The 17062-nt window shown below is 61.9% G+C and carries 15 protein-coding genes and 3 pseudogenes; 9 read left to right on the top strand and 9 right to left on the bottom strand.

Annotation, left to right across the window (positions count from 1 at the left end; genetic code table 11):
- Positions 1 to 37 precede the first annotated feature (37 nt).
- Positions 38 to 802 (bottom strand): inositol monophosphatase family protein, encoded by a 765-nt coding sequence (locus tag A2J03_RS12550; RefSeq protein WP_068374127.1) that lies wholly within the window; start codon positions 800 to 802, stop codon positions 38 to 40.
- Positions 803 to 1037: 235 nt separating this feature from the next.
- Between A2J03_RS12550 and A2J03_RS12545 the strand changes: the two genes are divergently transcribed.
- Both A2J03_RS12545 and A2J03_RS12540 read left to right on the top strand, forming a co-directional pair.
- The gene (locus tag A2J03_RS12545; RefSeq protein WP_068374124.1) at positions 1038 to 1796 is read left to right on the top strand and encodes a GntR family transcriptional regulator; all 759 of its coding nucleotides are present in this window, start codon (positions 1038 to 1040) and stop codon (positions 1794 to 1796) included.
- A 151-nt stretch (positions 1797 to 1947) separates the two neighbouring features.
- Positions 1948 to 3237: a hypothetical protein gene (locus A2J03_RS12540; RefSeq protein WP_068374121.1), complete on the top strand. Its 1290-nt coding sequence runs from the start codon at positions 1948 to 1950 to the stop codon at positions 3235 to 3237.
- 83 nt (positions 3238 to 3320) lie between these two features.
- On the opposite strand, the gene A2J03_RS12535 is transcribed toward A2J03_RS12540, so the two are convergent.
- From A2J03_RS12535 to A2J03_RS12525, 3 genes are all read right to left on the bottom strand, one after another.
- The gene (locus A2J03_RS12535) at positions 3321 to 5459 is read right to left on the bottom strand and encodes a primary-amine oxidase (protein ID WP_331712372.1); all 2139 of its coding nucleotides are present in this window, start codon (positions 5457 to 5459) and stop codon (positions 3321 to 3323) included.
- Positions 5460 to 5668: 209 nt separating this feature from the next.
- Positions 5669 to 6004, bottom strand: coding sequence for a uracil phosphoribosyltransferase (locus A2J03_RS29930; RefSeq protein WP_269455199.1), 336 nt, complete (start codon positions 6002 to 6004; stop codon positions 5669 to 5671).
- 136 nt (positions 6005 to 6140) lie between these two features.
- The gene (locus A2J03_RS12525) at positions 6141 to 6818 is read right to left on the bottom strand and encodes a nitroreductase family protein (protein ID WP_068374140.1); all 678 of its coding nucleotides are present in this window, start codon (positions 6816 to 6818) and stop codon (positions 6141 to 6143) included.
- Between the two features lie 173 nt (positions 6819 to 6991).
- Between A2J03_RS12525 and A2J03_RS12520 the strand changes: the two genes are divergently transcribed.
- From A2J03_RS12520 to A2J03_RS12490, 5 genes and pseudogenes are all read left to right on the top strand, one after another.
- Complete coding sequence (locus A2J03_RS12520) at positions 6992 to 7423, top strand: MarR family winged helix-turn-helix transcriptional regulator (protein WP_231912503.1); 432 nt, start codon at positions 6992 to 6994, stop codon at positions 7421 to 7423.
- A 514-nt stretch (positions 7424 to 7937) separates the two neighbouring features.
- Positions 7938 to 9803 (top strand): annotated as a pseudogene (locus A2J03_RS29925) (DUF222 domain-containing protein).
- 350 nt (positions 9804 to 10153) lie between these two features.
- A complete protein-coding gene (locus A2J03_RS29920) occupies positions 10154 to 10678 on the top strand; it encodes a DUF3558 family protein (RefSeq protein WP_231912502.1) in 525 nt (174 codons plus the stop codon).
- A 9-nt stretch (positions 10679 to 10687) separates the two neighbouring features.
- Positions 10688 to 11068 (top strand): hypothetical protein, encoded by a 381-nt coding sequence (locus A2J03_RS12495; RefSeq protein ID WP_068374109.1) that lies wholly within the window; start codon positions 10688 to 10690, stop codon positions 11066 to 11068.
- A 138-nt stretch (positions 11069 to 11206) separates the two neighbouring features.
- Positions 11207 to 12950 (top strand): annotated as a pseudogene (locus A2J03_RS12490) (TerD family protein).
- A gap of 250 nt (positions 12951 to 13200) precedes the next feature.
- Here A2J03_RS12490 and A2J03_RS12485 read toward each other — a convergent pair.
- Together A2J03_RS12485 and A2J03_RS12480 are read right to left on the bottom strand one after the other, a co-directional pair.
- Positions 13201 to 13614 (bottom strand): hypothetical protein, encoded by a 414-nt coding sequence (locus A2J03_RS12485; RefSeq protein ID WP_068374107.1) that lies wholly within the window; start codon positions 13612 to 13614, stop codon positions 13201 to 13203.
- A gap of 25 nt (positions 13615 to 13639) precedes the next feature.
- Entirely contained in the window at positions 13640 to 13972 is a 333-nt protein-coding gene (locus A2J03_RS12480) for a hypothetical protein (RefSeq protein WP_068374105.1), read from the bottom strand.
- A gap of 313 nt (positions 13973 to 14285) precedes the next feature.
- Here A2J03_RS12480 and A2J03_RS29915 point away from each other — a divergent pair, with 313 nt between their 5' ends.
- Positions 14286 to 14810 (top strand): DUF3558 domain-containing protein, encoded by a 525-nt coding sequence (locus tag A2J03_RS29915; protein WP_231912501.1) that lies wholly within the window; start codon positions 14286 to 14288, stop codon positions 14808 to 14810.
- Positions 14811 to 15070: 260 nt separating this feature from the next.
- Entirely contained in the window at positions 15071 to 15202 is a 132-nt protein-coding gene (locus A2J03_RS31885; protein ID WP_269455198.1) for a hypothetical protein, read from the top strand.
- 239 nt (positions 15203 to 15441) lie between these two features.
- On the opposite strand, the gene A2J03_RS12465 is transcribed toward A2J03_RS31885, so the two are convergent.
- The 3 genes and pseudogenes from A2J03_RS12465 to A2J03_RS12455 form a co-directional block, all read right to left on the bottom strand.
- Positions 15442 to 15879 carry a hypothetical protein gene (locus A2J03_RS12465; protein WP_068374099.1) on the bottom strand — a complete coding sequence of 146 codons (438 nt, stop codon included), beginning with the start codon at positions 15877 to 15879 and terminating at the stop codon, positions 15442 to 15444.
- A gap of 76 nt (positions 15880 to 15955) precedes the next feature.
- Positions 15956 to 16789 carry an ABC transporter permease gene (locus tag A2J03_RS12460; RefSeq protein ID WP_068374096.1) on the bottom strand — a complete coding sequence of 278 codons (834 nt, stop codon included), beginning with the start codon at positions 16787 to 16789 and terminating at the stop codon, positions 15956 to 15958.
- Positions 16786 to 17062, bottom strand: a pseudogene (locus A2J03_RS12455) (hypothetical protein); the annotation flags it as partial. The pseudogene A2J03_RS12455 and the gene A2J03_RS12460, both read right to left, overlap by 4 nt.

The following is a 17062-nucleotide window of genomic DNA, read 5'->3' as shown; positions in this document are numbered from 1 at the left end:
TTCCGGCTCAGGCCGCGAATGTACTCTTTCATGTGCGTCATCCTTGGTTGACTATTTTGAGAACCGAGTCGTGCACTGCGCCGTTGGACGCAATACCGTTGCCGCCATCGAAGTCTCGCGCTCCGTCCAGCGTGGTGAACATGCCGCCGGCCTCTTCGATGATGACCGGCATGGGAGCGAGATCGTATGCCTGCGTGGTGTAGTCGACGATCGCCTCGGCCTGGCCGCACGCGACCATCATGTAGCCGTAGGCGTCGCCCCAGGTGCGTAGAACAGCGCCTGCGGCGTGCAGGTCGACGATGACATCGGGGTGCCAATCCTCGAGCCACGTCGCCATGACGTAGGCGCCATCGAGTTCTGTTCTGTCCGAGACGTGAACCTGGGTGCCGTTCTTCCAGCAGCCCTTGCCGCGCTCGGCGTGCATGAGGACGTCCGCGTTGGGGATGTTGATGACGCCGAAGACGATGTCCTTGTCTTCCTGTAGCGCTATCAAGTTGGCGTACAGCGGAACTCCGTGCACGAAGGACTTGGTGCCGTCGATGGGGTCGACGATCCAGCGATACTGCGAGGTGCCGATGGTTTCGTCGAACTCCTCGCCGAGAAAGCCGTCGTCCGGGAAGTGCTCGGATACTGCGTTTCTGATGTGTTGCTCGATCTCGCGATCCGCCTGCGTAACAGGGGAACCATCCTGTTTGTGCTCGACGGCGAGTGCCGACGTGTCGAACCAGCGGCGGGCGATCTCTCCCGCCGAGCGGGCGAGCTCGACGCCGAGTGCGGCGCGAGCCGACCGGGAATCTTCCACAGTGGTGCACCCTTCGGTAGGAGTTCTTCTCTTGACGAGTAGAACGATGCGCGTAGACCATTTCTGGTTTTGTTCGTCGTGTGTGAACTGCGTGTAACGCGTGGCTCGGGTGAAGTGCCATACGACACCAGCGGTGTTAATCGTGCGTAAATCTGCAGGTAGATGAACATTGAATGGGTTCTGCGGGGGCTAGGTTTGTCCTGTACTTGTAATCGGAGGTGGACCGTTGCTGATCATGGAACACACCCATGCCGCACTTCTTCGGCTGGTGGGCGAACTCGAACAGCGCTCGGTGGCCCGGCTCCCACCGGAGCGTGAGCTGGCCGAACGTCTGGGAACCTCGCGTACCACCGTTCGCAAAGCCATGGACCTGCTCGAACGTGACGGGGTGATCCGCCGCCTGAAAGGCAGAGCCGGCGGTGCGTACTTGACCTCGGTCGCGCCGGCATCACCGTCGCCGGAGAGCGCCAGATCGGTGTGCCAGAGCCGCAGATTGCTGCGCAGCCTCAACACCGTCAAGGGCGTCCCACAGATGTTGCACGAGCAAGGGTTTCGTGACGGTACCAAGGTGATCTCGGCTCGGATGACCACGCCCTCCGAGAGTGCGGCTCGGGTACTGGGCGACGGACCGGCCGTGTCGTTGTTGCGCCTGCGGTTCGCCGACGGTGACACGCTGTCGCTGGAGCAGATGTACCTGAGCGGCAGTCTCTGCGGGCGGGTGCTCGAGACGCCGCTCAATTCGGTGTACGAGACGCTGCGCAACAAGTTGGGGATTTCCGTCTGCATGGCGGACGAGTCGATCGAACTTGCCACGATCGGTTCCTCGGCGGGGGCGTTGCTCGGGCAACCCGAGGGCACGGCGGTGCTCAAGCTCGAGCGCATCGGGTACGACCAAGAGGCCAGGCCAGTCGAGTATTCGGTGGATCTGTTCCGGGCGGACCGCACGAGGTTGAACGTGCGGACCAGCTCGCTGGTGAGTGCGTCGCTGACCTAGGCTGCGTGGCTCCTGATTGGCCTCCGGCCCGGGCTTCCAGGGCCTCCGGCCCCAGTGGCGCGTTTAAGTTTCCCCTGGTGCGCTTTTCCGTGCCACTAGTCCTGCGAACGGCGGACTGTGCCCGGCGATGAGCGCCGCTAATGTCCCTTGAATGTCCAGGGTCGTGCTCAGTGTCGTGGCAGCAGCGATGTTCGCTCTTGTCTCCTGCTCGTCCGAGCAACCGGTGGAGGCTCCCGATTCGATCGTCGGGTTCGAGGGGCAGACGACTTCCGATGCTCCGGCACCGCCGACCACTCCAGCGCCGACGCCGACGTTGGTCGATCCAGCAGGGTTCCTGTACGAATCAGGTGGAACCAGCGGCTATTACTTCACGACCCCCAGCGGGTTGTGGCGCTGCGCGATCTTGGCGGACAGCGCGCAGGGCGGTTCGGACAACCAGATGGCCGGCTGCCAACCCAAGACGAGCACGGACATGCCGGTTGCAGGGGCGCCGCTCGTCCAGCAGTTCGGGTCCGGCGCAATGGGCGCGCCGAACGCGATCCTGGTGAACAGCACGGATGACGCACGATTCGCGAGCCTGAGCCAGGCGCTGTTCTGGCGAATGGACGAGACCACACCGGTGCTGGAGTACGGACAGACGCTGTCGGTGAACGGATTCTCCTGCAACGTCCAGGAATCTGGTGTCTCGTGTCGCTCGGATAGTTCTGGCAGGGGATTCCAGTTCTCGACAGGTGGCTACGCATTCGAGTACGTCGAAGCGCTTGCGGCGCCCGCTGTCGAGGCTCCGAGCCTCAGCGCAGAGCCGGTGTTGGGGCGTGTGTGGGGTCCAGATCAGAAGGGCTACGGCGAGGTCCGGCCCACTGACATCTACAACGGAGGCAGTCTGTCCGGGCTCGTCGAGAACATCGTCTGGCAGGACTGGGGTGGGGGACAGACCACGGGGACAGGAGTCTCACGCAACGTCGACAAGTCGTCGGGAGTCTCCAACGCGCCGATCGAACCCGTCACGATCGTCGGATTCGACCTCGGCAATTGCGAAGGCACGTTGATGTATCGGTCGGTGGTGTGGTTCTTCCCGGGCAATGGCGGGACGTTCGAGTCCGCGAAAGATATGTCCACCAACCCATGTGAGGAGAACTCGTACACCGACCCCGATTCGGGAAGCTCAGGTGGAGGCACCTGCGGGGTTGTGACGGCGGCGGACGGAATTCCGCGAGATGTGCTCGTGTCGAAGGGAAGTGTCTCGTGCCCCGAGGCGATGACCGTGATGAACGCGACATACCCCACGTTGTACGACAAGCCGCTCGAGTACATGGAGTTCGCAGAGTGGTACTGCTCGATCAATCCCGCAGGCGAGACACTGTTCAGCTGCGGCGACGGTCACCAGGAAGCAAGTTCCCTGGTGGTCATCTATCGATCGATGGACGACCCCTACAGGTGACGCTTCGGACCGCTACCCGTTGACGACATTCCCGGTGAACGCGCGACAAGGGATGCATTTTGCCCCGAACCGCCCTGGCCCATTCAGCTGCAACAATGTCCAGCTGACTTCGGCGTCTCCGGCGCTAGATCGAGCATCGGATTGCCGTCGAAGAAGCCCGTTGGTTTGAGGTGCAGGCTCACGTGGCTGACCGGCATGACCGGCCAATCCTCGGGCCGGACGACGTGGTGGGCTGCGATCGTCGGCCAGATCACCAGGTCCGTGTCTTCGAGCGAGCGATCCTGCGCGGTGTACGCGACGAGCCCGTCATGGCCGGGGTTCTGCGCCACGTACTCGCCGGCCGCGTAGCGCTCGCGCTCAGCATACGGCGTCGCCCACATGTGCTTGGTGGCGAACCCTCCTCGGCGTGCCTGCTGCGAACCGGGCTGTGCGAGAGGCAAAGCGACGGCGCCGGACGGCTCGATCTTGTACCCGATGTGCCCGCCGAGCTTGTTCTTCTTGTCGGCGTTGGCTATCAGCCACGTTCGCGCCTTGAGCGGATCGGCGACGCGCTGGGCCTCGGACTCGGTGGTGAGCTGGCGCTTGGTCTGTCGCCAGGCGTTGCCGTGCGGATTCTCCGGCCCGACAGGAACGGCCTCGGCTTCGAGTTCGTAGAGGTTGTTGCGTTCCCCGTCGACCTTCATGTCCAGGCGAACACTGAAGAAGTGCTGGTGATGCGGTCCGTACAGCCCAGGGGCGACGAGCGTGCCGAACTCCGGGATCTGGCCCTGTTCGATCGCGCCGGTGGAAATGATGCCGGTCAGCTTGATCTCGAATTCGATCGATCCGTCCAGATACAGGTGCCAGTAGAAGCCGTAGTCGTAGTTGCCGACGGTCGCGAAGAACGACACGACCAGGCGACGGTTGCGTCGAACTTGTCCTAGGTTGTCGCGAAAGTCGGTGTGTTTCCAGCCGATGCTGTAGTCCTCCTCGTGCATGCAGATGGCGTTCGGAAGCTCGATCGGCTGACCGTCCTGATCGTTCACATACGCGTCGAAGTAGTGGATCTCGCCAAGGCAATCACAGCCCAACTGAAGAGAATTGGCGAGGACACCCAGCCCGTACTCGCCTTCGTCGAAGACGTTCTTGTTCCATTGACTGTCGCCGGGATCGCCGTAGGGGACATACATTTCCGACAGCGACGCGCGGTGGACAACGGGACGAAGAGTGCCGCGGTCGAGGTAGTTGACGTCGTGCAGCACGAGACCCTCTCGCGGTGTGAACCCCACGCGCAGGCGCCAATTGGCCCATTCGACGTAGTGGCCGTCGACAGTGAACGACGGACCGTCGGGCTGGGTGATGTCGATGGTCTTCATCGGCGCCCGCTGTTGCGCGAACTCCGGGACGTTCCCGGGGCGTTCGTACAAGCCTGGTAGGTAGTTGCCCGGGGTCTGGGGGATGGGTATGACGCCGGTGTCGGCGACGTCGACGACCTCCATCGTGTCCATGTCAACCGTCACGACCAGGTTCTCGACGGGGCGCGCATATCCGTTCTCCTGCGCTTCGCTGCGGACGAAGGTCAGGGGCCGGGCGAGGCGTCGACCACCGGGATTGTCGCTCTCCGTTGTGTGTCCGCTGGCCCATTTGTCGACCATGGCGAGGCTGAAGTCGGTGACGCCGCGCTTGATCATCGCGTCCTGCCAGCGCGGGTCGGCCTTGATGACGTCCTCGCATTGCAGGAATTCTTCAAGAGTGATGGGAGGTTGGGCGTCGACGATCTCGTGGTAGCTGACGACCGAATCGGCGGTGAGGGATACGACAGCCTCGAAGGTTGCGTGGGCGTCGCGGTCGCGGAGGACGATGAACGCACGTCGGTCCGTATGCGGTTGTTTCAGTTCGTCTTTGGACGGTTCGTCGAGCTCGATGTAAACGAAGCGGGCCGCCGACGTCAGGTTCTGTTCGCGGATCACGGTCGCCGAAGCCTGCGAAATCTCCTGTGGAGTCAGCGGTTCGAGGGGGTGGGTGGTCACGGGCGCGAACGTGTCGGTCATCGAAAACTCCTGCAATCGATAGGGACGAAACTCGGACGGAATTTTGCCTGTACGGATGAAGACGACGGACCCGCGAGGAACAAGCACAGCCATTCCCGTGAGGATCGCGCCCGAGAGATCGGCGACGCCTATGCGCAGATGCAGAACCGCGGAGATCAACGCCAGCGCTGCAGCGAACCTGCTGATCCACATGCGTGTTCTCCTGCCATCGACTGTGGATTCCGACGCTATGGGTAGACCATTACTGGTACTCGCCAATCGTGTGAGCGGTGTGTAACTCGACCCGACGGCCCTCGCTCATCGTATTCGTGTGGGCTGAGCAGCAACGGGCCGTTCCAATGTTGCCGCATGGATGCGGTCGTCGAGCGGGTTACGAGTCCGGGGCAGGAGGAGCTCGGTCGTCACCAGATACGTGCTACCCCATCCGCGGGTGCGATCACGGTCAGCAACGAGTTGCGCACAACGGTAACGGATTTCATCGGGGGGCCTCCCGCGTGCACGGTTCCGAAGAATCTGTCACCGAAGCCGCCGATGCTGGGGGCCATGAACGAATGTTCGTTCATGCGCTCTTCGATCGACGACGTGACGATCCGAATTCGTGGCCTCGCTGCGCACACGGCATCGAGGCCACGAGGTGATGCAAGAAGATTGGCGAACACGATGTGATCCTCCTGAACACCGAACGCACGCCCAGAACGCCGCGATTTCCCGGCGTCGGTGAGGTACGAGATCAGCAAATGGTGTCGTGCCGGGAGACGAGCGCTGACCTTCGCCGCATCCTTCTCCGAAATATCGTCCTTGCCGGAAGCGAGTCGAAGGGGAAAGCCGAGCCATTCGACGCTTTCGTCATACGGCGTTGGAGCCTCGGCGTCGTCATGGGTTCCTCCGGGTGGTGTCGATGCTGGATCGGTACTGCTGGAAGTGGACGCCCGCCGACATAGGCCGGCGACCGGGGTGACGGCGTTGTTCGGCGGCGAAACCGATGGGCAGGAGCAATGCGACGGCAATGTCGTCACGGTCATCGATTCCGATGGCCTTCTTGACCTGTGCTTCGTTCCAACCATTCATCGGTGAGCACGCGAGTCCGAGTTCGGTGGCGACCAGCATCGCGAAGCTGGCTGCGATGACAGCATCCTTGACGGCATATTCGCGTTCGAGACCGCTCTCGACGAGATCCTGTTGAAACTGGCGACTCGACTCGGCCGAGCCCGCCGCGAATTGCTCCGACCATGCTCGGTTGCGCAGTGCTTCATCGAAAATGTCGGTGTTGTCTCGCCGCCATGCATTCAGTTCGGCGAGAAATACCAGCACCACCGGTGCTTCTCTGGGGTGCGGTTGGCCGCCGGTTGCGTTCTCCAGTTCGGCTCTGACTTCGGGCTCGGAGGCGACGACGATGGAGCGCCCCTGGTAGTTCCACGCAGACGGGGCCTCGAGTGCGAGTTCGAGCAATCGGTCTAGAACGTCGTCGGGGATTGGGGTGGGTAGATAGTGCCGGTGACTGCGGCGTGACTTGATCGCGTCGGCGACGGAAGTGACGGGTTTCGAGTTCATGGCTCGCTTCAGATTATTCGATGTCGAATTGTTTGACGCCGAGACCATATGTCGACTGCTAGCATATGTCAAATAGTTCGATATCGAAATATTTAAGGGTTATGTTGTCCGATGCGGTCGACTCCTTTCTGGCGCAGTGGCGCCGAGAGCGGCCGGAGATGGACCCTTCTCCGATGGGTGTGGTTGGACGACTTTCGCGTGCATCGCGGCTGGTCGAACGAGAAGTCCGCGACTACTTCGCAGGCGAAGGCATGGACTCTTGGGAGTTCGATGTTCTCGCGACCCTGCGTCGGTCGGGCTCGCCGTGCACGTTGACTCCGAAAGACCTTGTCGCGAGGACGATGGTCGGCTCCGCCGCCATGACGAATCGCGTCGACCGACTTGTTTCGAAAGATCTGGTGGACCGGGAGACCGATCCGGCCAATCGCCGCAGCATCTTGATCAGCTTGACCGACAAGGGGCACGGCGTTGTCGAGAGAGTCGTCGACGGGCACGTCGCCAACGCAGCGCGCCTCGTCGACGGCCTCGATCGAACCGAACGAATCGAGTTCGATCGTCTGCTGCGAAAACTGCTGATCTCACTCGGCGACACCGGCGGCGTGTAGCCGGACGCCGAAGCAGTCATGCGCCGCTTCGGAATACGGGCAGACCGGTAGGTGAGTCCAATTCCACCGAATTGCTGGAACTCTCGTTCATCGGTGACACGGTGGGGTTCGCATGCGGCCATGCGAATCGGTGTGAAGCGCGAGCCCCGCATGGACTGACAGTGTTTAATCGACCGCGCGGGTGATGCACTGGCAGCGTGAATCGATACGCAGCGTGAGCCGGACCTCGTGGCGCCCGCGTAGTGCTGTACCAATCTTTGATTTGTCTGCTCGACGGACGATCGATCGAGGCCCGAAATAGCCTGCACTGTCGGCAGTCTCGTCATCTTCGCGACCGATGGAGATCGACACAAGAATGCCCGCAATGCAGTGCCCGCTGATCACGTCTTCGGTCACTGTTTGCGAAAACGCCATGGCCACAGCTGGTTTGGAGCTGTCGTCTGGTTGGAGGATTGCGTTTCAGTGTTGACGTGGTCAGCCGGAAGACCCTGGCTCGTGCCCGCGGTGCCGCCCAATGGCCGCGCTCTCGAACTATGAAAGTTCTGGGCAATCCAGAATCTCGCGATCGAAACCACCGACAGGCCGTCAATTCTGTTCCCGCGCAGCGAAGAGCGGCCTGATATGTATCGAACATATGTTCGACAACGGATGGTTTTCGGGGTATTCTTGGAGCATGCTTTCGGGGGAGGGTGTCGCCGGTTCAGCCGACGACGTAGGGGTCGCGAGTGCACGTGGTGTGCTCGCGATCTCCGATCCGACCTTGCGCGAGGCCGTCGAAGAGATGGAAGCTGCGTGGAATCGTATTGCAGCCGTTGATTCGAGTCTGCTGCTCGACGCTGATCGGCGTGCGTTGATGGTGCGGATGGAAACGTTGTCGCGGGCGATGTACGGCACCTCGCATACGTGGTTGACCGAGCTGATCGAGAACGACGGGTTGGCGGTGCTGCCGGAGAGGACGAACCCATCGCGGCTGGGGTGTTTGCTGCGCGTCGATCCTGTGGTGGCGGGCAAACGTATCAAGGTCGCTGCCAAGCTTTCTCGGCGTCGGGCAATGACCGGGGAGAAGCTCGATCCGGAATATCCGACGACGGCGGATGGGCATCGAGCCGGTGAGATCGATGCTGCGCATGCGAAGGTCATCGACAAGTTCTTCGAGAAGTTGCCGTCGGCGGTCGATCACGAGTCGAAAGTGCAGTCCGAGATTCTGCTGGGCAATCTTGCGAAAGAGGTGACGCCTGAGCAGCTTCGCGTTGCTGCAGCGCGTCTGCTGGCGCTGTTGGATCCGGATGGGACGCTCGATGAGAAGGATCCGTCGAGCAAGTGTTACTTCAGGCTCGGGCCGCAGGACACGGATGGGCTGAGCAAGGGCAGCTTCGTCATCGACGCGGAATGTCGGGCGTATCTCGAACCGCTGCTGGCCAAGCTCGCCAAACCTGGTAACTGCAATCCCGACGAGCCGAAGCCGGTGGTCGACGAACCCGATGGTAGCGACAAGCCCGGTGGTGGTGATGATTGCGGTGGCAGTGGCGAGCCCGGTGGTAGTGACATGCCCGATGGCGGTGGCGAGCCCGGTGGTGGTGACATGCCCGGCGGCGGTGATGATTCCGGTCCGGGCGATGGGCCTGGCAGCGACCCGACTTTGTTCGACGGTCCCGGAGGTGGTGAGTCCGGCGGTGGGCCCGGATGTGAGTCCGGCGGTGGTGAAGCGTGCGATACCCCGGCTGCCGAGGAGTAGCGTCGTGCGGGCCGGGATGTACGCAGTCAGGGGCAGCGGAATCATGATGCGTTCAAGGTGATTCTGCGGCAGATGCTTGCCTCCGGTGCGCTCGGGCAGCATCGTGGTCTGCCGGTGACGGCGATCATCACGATGACGGCGAAGGAGCTGGAGACCGCGTCGGGGCATGCGGTGACCGGCACTGGTTCTCTGGTGGCTATTCGAGATGCGATCCGCATGGCCTCGCATGCTCATCATTACCTGGCGATCTTCGACGACGACGGCCGGGCCCTGTATTTGGGTCGATCCAAACGTATTGCCTCTGCTGATCAGCGGATCGTGCTGATCGCTCGCGATCGCGGGTGTAGCTTTCCGGGCTGCACTCGGCCTGCAGTGTGGTGTCAGGCCCATCACGTGACCGATTGGGTGGATGGCGGAGATACCGATGTCGATTCTCTGACGTTCGGATGCGATCTGCATCATCCGCTCGTCGGCGACGGGCCGAACGACTGGGCGACGACCACCACGGGCCCTGATCATCCGCAACCGGGTCGCGCTCAGTGGCATCCACCGGAAGCGGTCGACCCCGATCGTAAAGGGCTCGTAAATCATTATCACCATCCGCAGGAATATCTGTACCAGGAACCCGAGGACCCCGAACCGTAGTAAACCGAACTGCGGGACCCGAGACTGTGAGCGGCACAGCGCAACACATGTGCCGCTCACAGTCGTGCCGGGAGACAGTGTGGTTACCGTTCAGGACAGCAGGTGTGCCGAGACGACGTCCGATATGTCGCGGGTCTGCGGACTGTTGCAGGTGCAGCTGCGGGACGGAACCTCCCGCCACTGTTGGATAGGTCGGGTAGGTGTACCTGCTCGGCAACCCACGTTCACGGGTGTGTGAGGTCCCGGCCCACCTTGCGGTTCATCTCGACCGCACCTCCTCGGAAGTTGATCGGAACCGTCTGGCGCCTGTTGGCGTCTAATCTATTGATCGACGTGATCGAGGGGGTCGGGTGCGTAAACGGTTGGCGACGCTTGTCGTTGTGGTGACTCTGCTCGCCGGGTGCGGTGGCGGGGTCGAGGGGAGACCGGTCGCCGCTGAGCGGTGGGATCCGTGCAGCATCCCGGACGAGGCGATCGAGGCGACAGGTTTGGATCCGGCGTTCAGAATAGTCGGCTGGGGCGAAGGGATTCGTGTAGACGACTGGTCGCTGTGCAAGTTCAGGGCTCCCGCGGCTCGTCAGTCGTATTTCTTGAACGTCATGTCGTCGGAAAGCCACACGGTAGGTGAGGCGCGAGGGAACGATTCAAACTTCGACGACGTCGATCTGACTGTTGGCGCTCGTGAGGCTTTCCAATACAGAACTGACGTTTCTGAAGCCGTCCAGGACTGCAACATCGCGGTACCGGTGCCACCTGGGGTAGTCGTGTTCACGGTCGACTTCGTCGGCGGCGTCGAACCGGAAAGTGATCCGTGCGATCTGGTCGCGACACACGCTATCGACCTCGAAATTCAATTGCCGCCGATGCCCGGATAGGAAACGACAATGAGTGATCCACAAAACGACATGACCTACTGGCAATCTTTGGCCGTGGCCGCCGATGAGGGCCACCTGTTTCTCAACCCAGAAGCGGCGGCTGCATGTAGCAGCGCGTGCGACATCTACATTGACCAACTCAAACTCCATCAGGATTCAGCGAAGCTGTTGGCGAACGTCAGCGGCTGGGGCGACTTCGCCTCGGGTCAGCAGCTGCAGAAGATATTCTCCGAGAAAGCTGTCGGAGGCGACAACAACATGGTCGACGTTTTGCAAAGCCATATAGACGTCGTCGAAGAGATGAAGGTCGTGTTCAGCAAGTTCTTCTCCGCGACGCAGGCCATAGACGAAGCAAACGCTGCTGGCGTACAGGCTCAGGGCCCGAAGTAGCCCGCGGACAACCACCATCGAGCCTGTAATTCAAACGACCTACAAGCGTCGCGGCCTGCGCGATTCGCCCGAACGACCGCCGCCCGTGGTGCATAGTGGCACCGAGGTTCATCCGTTGCCGTCGAAGGTGGAAGCTGAGTGTCACACGCTGTATCGACCCACAACGACCAGTGGGTCGTCGTCGACGTCGAGACGTCCGGCCTCAAAGCAAGCCGGGATCGGGTCCTCAGTGTCGCGGCCCTTACGGTCGATGACCACGGCCGAATCGGCCGAGAGCTGTCGACGCTCGTCAACCCTGGATGCGACCCCGGGCCCGTCCACATCCACAAGCTGACGCCACAGCGGCTGGCTGGTGCTCCGAGGTTCGAGGACATCGCTCCACAACTGATGGACATGCTCGACGGGCGAACGATGGTCGCTCACAACGCCAGCTTCGACCACGGCTTCCTCAAACTCGAATCGATGCGCGCCGGGCTCGATATGCCGACCAAGCAACGACTCTGCACCGTCGCCCTGTCGAGGCGCCTGCAACTCGACACCCCGAACCACAAACTGGCCACCCTGGCCGCGCACTGGAAAGTCCTGCAGTCCAACGCACACGACGCCTACGACGATGCCCGAGTTCTCGCGCAGATCTTCACCCACAGCTCACGGCTGGCAAGGTCCCTGGATCTGCCGTTGCCGGTCGTGAAGTGCACCGAACGGCTGACGCTGTATCCCGACTCGGTGCCTCGCACTCACTGCGAATGGGAAAACCCAGGCCCGCTGAAACCTGGCGGCGGGCTGATCCAGGGAATGCGCGTCGTGATCAGCGGCGACACGAAAGTCCCACGACTGCAACTCGCGGCGCAGCTGAACGACGCAGGCCTCGATGTCATGAACTCGGTAAGTCGCTTCACCAGTGTGGTCGTGTGCTCCGATCCGTCGTTGGACAGCCGAAAGGTCGAGCGCGCCCGAGCTCATGGCCTCGAGGTCATCTCCGAGGCCCGGGTTCTCGACCTTCTCCGCAATGTCCAGCCCGGCATGCTCAAAGGGACACAACCAGATCCGACGCCACAGCCGTCCAAGCCGAAGCACAAGCCCAAACCAGTAGCAATGCCGTGGCAGAGTCGACGGATCCTGGTCATGGGCGGATCACACGCGGAGTCGGTCCTCATGCGCTCGCGGCTGATTCAGCTCGGTGCGACGCCGGCGGTCAACCTCAGCGCAGGCGTCACCGATGTCCTGATCCTCGACGGTGGCGACGGAGATCCGCGGATGCCGAAGGCGAAAGAACGCGATCTCACCATCCTGACGCCCGCTCTCGTCGACCGCGAATTGAACATCGAGCAACCGACACAACTGCCTCCGCTCCGACGCCGAATCCCGCCTTTGGTACCCCGGGGCGGTGTCATCGACCTAGGCCCGAACTCCACCGTCCTCACGGTCAACAGTTCGTGGCGAGCCGAATCGATCGGCGTCGACGTCGTCGCGCTCATGCTCGGTGAGGACGAACTGGTCTCCAGCGACGAAGATTTCGTCTTCTTCAACGCGCCGGCCACATCGGATGGTGCCGTGTCGATGTCCATCGACGGTGACAGTGAGCAGGGAGTGTGCATCGACCTGACGCTCGTTCCCGAGGACTGCGCGCGCATCCTCGTCGCGGCAGCCATCGACGGTGACTCGACGTTCGGTGAGATCGGGGCGGTATCCGTCTCGCTCGACGTCCCTGAATCGACCATCGCGACTGCCGTGCTGGACGCAGCCACAACCGAGCGGTCCATGCTCCTGGCCGAAATCTATCGCCGGGGGAAGCGGATGGCGGTTTCGCGCTATCGGACAGGGCTACGACGACGGACTCGCAGAGCTGGCCGTCCGCTACGGCGTCGAGGTCGACGACTGAGGCTGTGCGAATCGACGTGCCCAGAACCAGCATCCGTTCGCCATGCGGCCGCTTCTCTACTCGATTGACGTCATTCGAATCGACTAAGCGAGAGCGAGCACCTGACTGGTTTTGCGGCTCATGGCAAGTCAGCACACGCCGTTGCTTTGTTCTGGAGCCAGTCGATGAAGTCAACGCCGAGGAGGGAGCTCAGTCATCATGAACGCTGTCGCGCCCTTGAATTGGTCATTGGACGACCGGGCTTTGTCCCTCACTGAACCGGAGCAACTACCAGCCACAGCACAATGCCCCCTACGTTCCAGAACTCACCCGGATTATTCTGTGCCGCGATGAGTGCTTCCCCTGCCTGCGCGCCGCTGAGCTGACCGATCTCTCCCGCAGGCGGATTGGGCGCAAGGAACTCCGAAGGATCCGGGCCAGGCCATACCGGCAGGTCAGCGGCACGTGCGTTGATGTCGACAAGCGCCGGTTGCGTGACAGTCACACGCTCTGGGACGAGCTCGCGCCTTACCTCCAAGCTAGCGTTCTCACCCGCCGGAATGTTGGCAAACGCCAAGGTGTTCGGCCCCTCGGTGGCGTCACTCTCTTCGGCGCCGCATCCCGCCACGACTGCACACGAAAGACCAACGTACACAAGGCTTACCAGCGATCGATGAATACGCACTCTGCAAATCCTCACTTTCCCCTAGTCAGTAGGTAGCTGGGTCCCAGAAGTACAGATTCGAAGTGAACGCGCCAAGCACACCCGACGGGGAAGTGAGGGAGTGCTTGCGTCCCTGCGGGTCGAGCTGGTGCACGGCCGTCCACCCGTGGAACGAGACGCAATGAATGTTCTCGGTTCCGAACGGGCTGAAGGCAACCTTGTGTGTGCCGTTCCAAGCATCGATCGACCACGGGACCGCAAACATCTCACTGCAGGGATACTCGCGGTAGCCGGTATCTTGCGCGGCAGCAGTTGGAGCGCACACTGCACCCAATCCGATCGCCAAAGCAACTACGGCAATCATTGTCTTGCCCTGCATAGAGCCTCCCGGTGACAAATACCAACTGATTCCCTATACAAACCATGCGGTATGGCGTTACAAAAGGTCGGTTCCCATCAATTCGGTTGGCAGTCTGCAAAAGGAGGTCGGTACGCAGGCGCTCTTTCGGCAGCGCACATGCGCGAGGAGGGTGGGGCTTGATAGGGCGCATCTTCGCAACGTGAAGCACCGCGTAGCCGGTAGGTTTCCGACGATCGATCGACGGAATACTGCGAGCGAACGTAGGCAAGCGGAACCATACGGTCGCGTGTTGCGTCTAATCTCTTGATCGAGTCCGACGGAGGGGGTCCGTGTGCGGAAGTGCGTGCCGGTGCTGGTTGCGGTGATCGTGCTTGTCGGTGGGTGTAGCCGGGCGGTGGAGCCTCAGGCGGTTGCCGAACCGACGAGGTGGGATCCGTGCAGCATCACGCCCGAACAGATCGGGGCGACGGGGTTGGATCCTGCGTACAGAGACGTCGGCTGGGGTGAGGGGATCGTGGTCCAGGACTGGGCGCGGTGCTCGTTCCGGCCCGTGGGTTTCGATGTTCCGTACGTATTCAATGTGAGGTCGTCGTTGAACCGCACAGTCGAGGAAGCGCGGGAGAATCCGTCGAACGTGGAAGGGCGAGACCTCGACGTCGACGGCCGCGATGCGTTCCAGTACAAGACTGAGGTCGCGAGGTCGGTCAACGATTGCAATGTCGCGGTCGATCTGCCGCCGGGCGTTGTTGTATTCACCGTCAACTACATGCATGTCGACGATGGTGTGGATCCGTGCCCGATATTGCTCGAACACATCGATGATGTGAAGAGCGCGCTACCGGCCACAACCAAATAGGAGGCACGCATTGAGCAATGTTGGTGAACCGCTCACGTATTGGCAATCGCTCGCACTTGCCGCAGACCAGGGGCACTTGTATCTGAACCCGGAGGCCGCAAAGGCATGTAGCGACGCTTGCGATACGTACATCGGACGATTGGTCGGCCACAAGGACACAGCGAAAGCCCTAGCAAACGTCGACGGCTGGGGGCGACTTCGAATCCGGGCAAGCGCTACGGAAGATCTTCTCCGAGAAAGCGGTGGGCGGAAGCAACAACATGGTCGACGTATTGGAGAGCCACATCCAAGTCGTCCGTGAGATGCAGGTCGTCTTCCGGAAGTTCTTCGCTTCGACCGAGGCGCGAGACCAAGAGAATGCCGCCGACCTCACGAACTCCGGGCCGAACTAGTTCAGCCTGGACACGACCCGATACGACTTCCCCTGCGTCCGAGCAGCCCCCGGCCCTAGGACTGCCGAGTCCTCCGGCCCCAGTGGCGCGTTTGAGTTTCCCCTGGTGCGCTTTTCCGTGCCACTAGAAGTCCTGCGAACGGCGGGATCCTATAGATCGGACGCATTCCCGCCGACGCCATTCCGCCCGACGCTTGTCGACGAGCGCGCGGGTCGACAGGAACCCAGCGCCAGCTCACATCAAGGCGCTACCAGGCAGATCGGTCCGACGGACGTTGCCGGGTTGACCGTGACGGTGGCGACCGGACCGCCCGCCGAGGTTTCGTACGCCATCAAGGAATGCTCACCGGGCGCGGTGGGCGTCCACAGTGAAACCTTGTGGCCCAGAACCACTGGTGAGCTCCAGTACCCGTCGAATTGCCACATGAACTCCTCGATCGGCATCACTGCGTCGTAGCCGCCCGGTGAAATATCGACACGTGGACCCGACAAGTCCGCCGTACGGGCCACTGCAACATACGTGCATCCGACGCCGAAGGGTGTGGTCGGCCCGAAACTCAGCCCCGGCAGTATGTCGAGGTCGACGACCTCTGCAGACGCGGACGGGGCGGCCAGTAGCGCAACACCGGCGCAGGAGACGAGGACAGTGGCGAGGCGGGCGAACGGCGACAGGTTCATGCCAGTTGGTCGGTTTTGCGTCTGGCAGCGTTACAGCATCCGAGGTTCCCCGGTGTTCTCCCGGCCGCTGACCTCCCTATCCAACGCGGCTCTGCGAGATCCTCAGCGTCAGTGGCACGAAGATCGCCAGCAGCACGGCCGACGCCAGGATCGAATACAGCATCGGATTCGACGACGCCCATGTCACTGGCTCACTCACCAACGTCGTCGGTGCGATGGGGTTACCGAACGCCTCGCGGGTCGCACGCGCAACCGATGTCACCGGGTTCCATTGAGCGAACACCCGCAGCGGCCCCGGCAGCGTCGCCGACGGGATGAAGGCAGACGAAATGAAGGTCAGCGGGAACACGATGATCATCAGAACGCTCTGCGCGCTTTCGGCAGTGGCCGAGACCAATCCGACGACGGCACCCATCCACGACATCGCGAAGCCGAAGAAGACCAGCAATCCGATTGCGCCGAAGGCAGAACCCAATGACCCGTTGATGCGCCATCCGACAACGAATCCCGCAACGATCATCACAGCGATACTCACCACCGATACCAGCGCGTCGGTCAGGGTGCGCCCCAGCACGATCGCCAACCTCGACATCGGCAGCGAGTGAAATCGCTCGACAATTCCCTCGCGACTGTCGGTGGCAAGTCCGATAGCGGTGAAGCCCGCGCTGAACACGACCGTCTGCGTGAAGATTCCGCCCATCAGAAACTGGCGGTAGGCACTTCCGCCGAGCGCACCGCCGAGGACATAGGAGAACAGCAACACGAACATGAGCGGTTGCACTGTGGCACCGAGAAGGAGCTGCGGCACCCGCACGAGCACCAGAAGATTGCGCTGCGTCATGGTGGCGCAGTCGACGAGAAAACTCCCGATTCCCTCACGGCGGACTGGACGTGCCGTCACGGCAGTCATCGATCGATCCTCTCGGACGGTGTGCCTACGTTGCGGTGTCGGCCGGGTGCCGAGCGCGAGTCGTCGTCTTCCTCTCCACCGGTCAGGTCGAAGAACACGTCGTCGAGATTCGGTGCGCTGACGTAGGCGTCGTGGACGTCGATGCCTGTGCCGTACAGACGGGACAGGATCAGCATCAGCGAGCGTGTGCCGTACGGAGCGTCCGCGGCGAACCATCCGTCGCGGACTGTAGTGGGGTCGGTGCGAACGTTCATGCGGGACAACAACTCGGTC

This window comes from Rhodococcus sp. EPR-157, from assembly GCF_001647195.1.
Lineage (GTDB): Bacteria > Actinomycetota > Actinomycetes > Mycobacteriales > Mycobacteriaceae > Rhodococcoides.
This window is presented reverse-complemented; position numbering and strand designations above follow the sequence as displayed.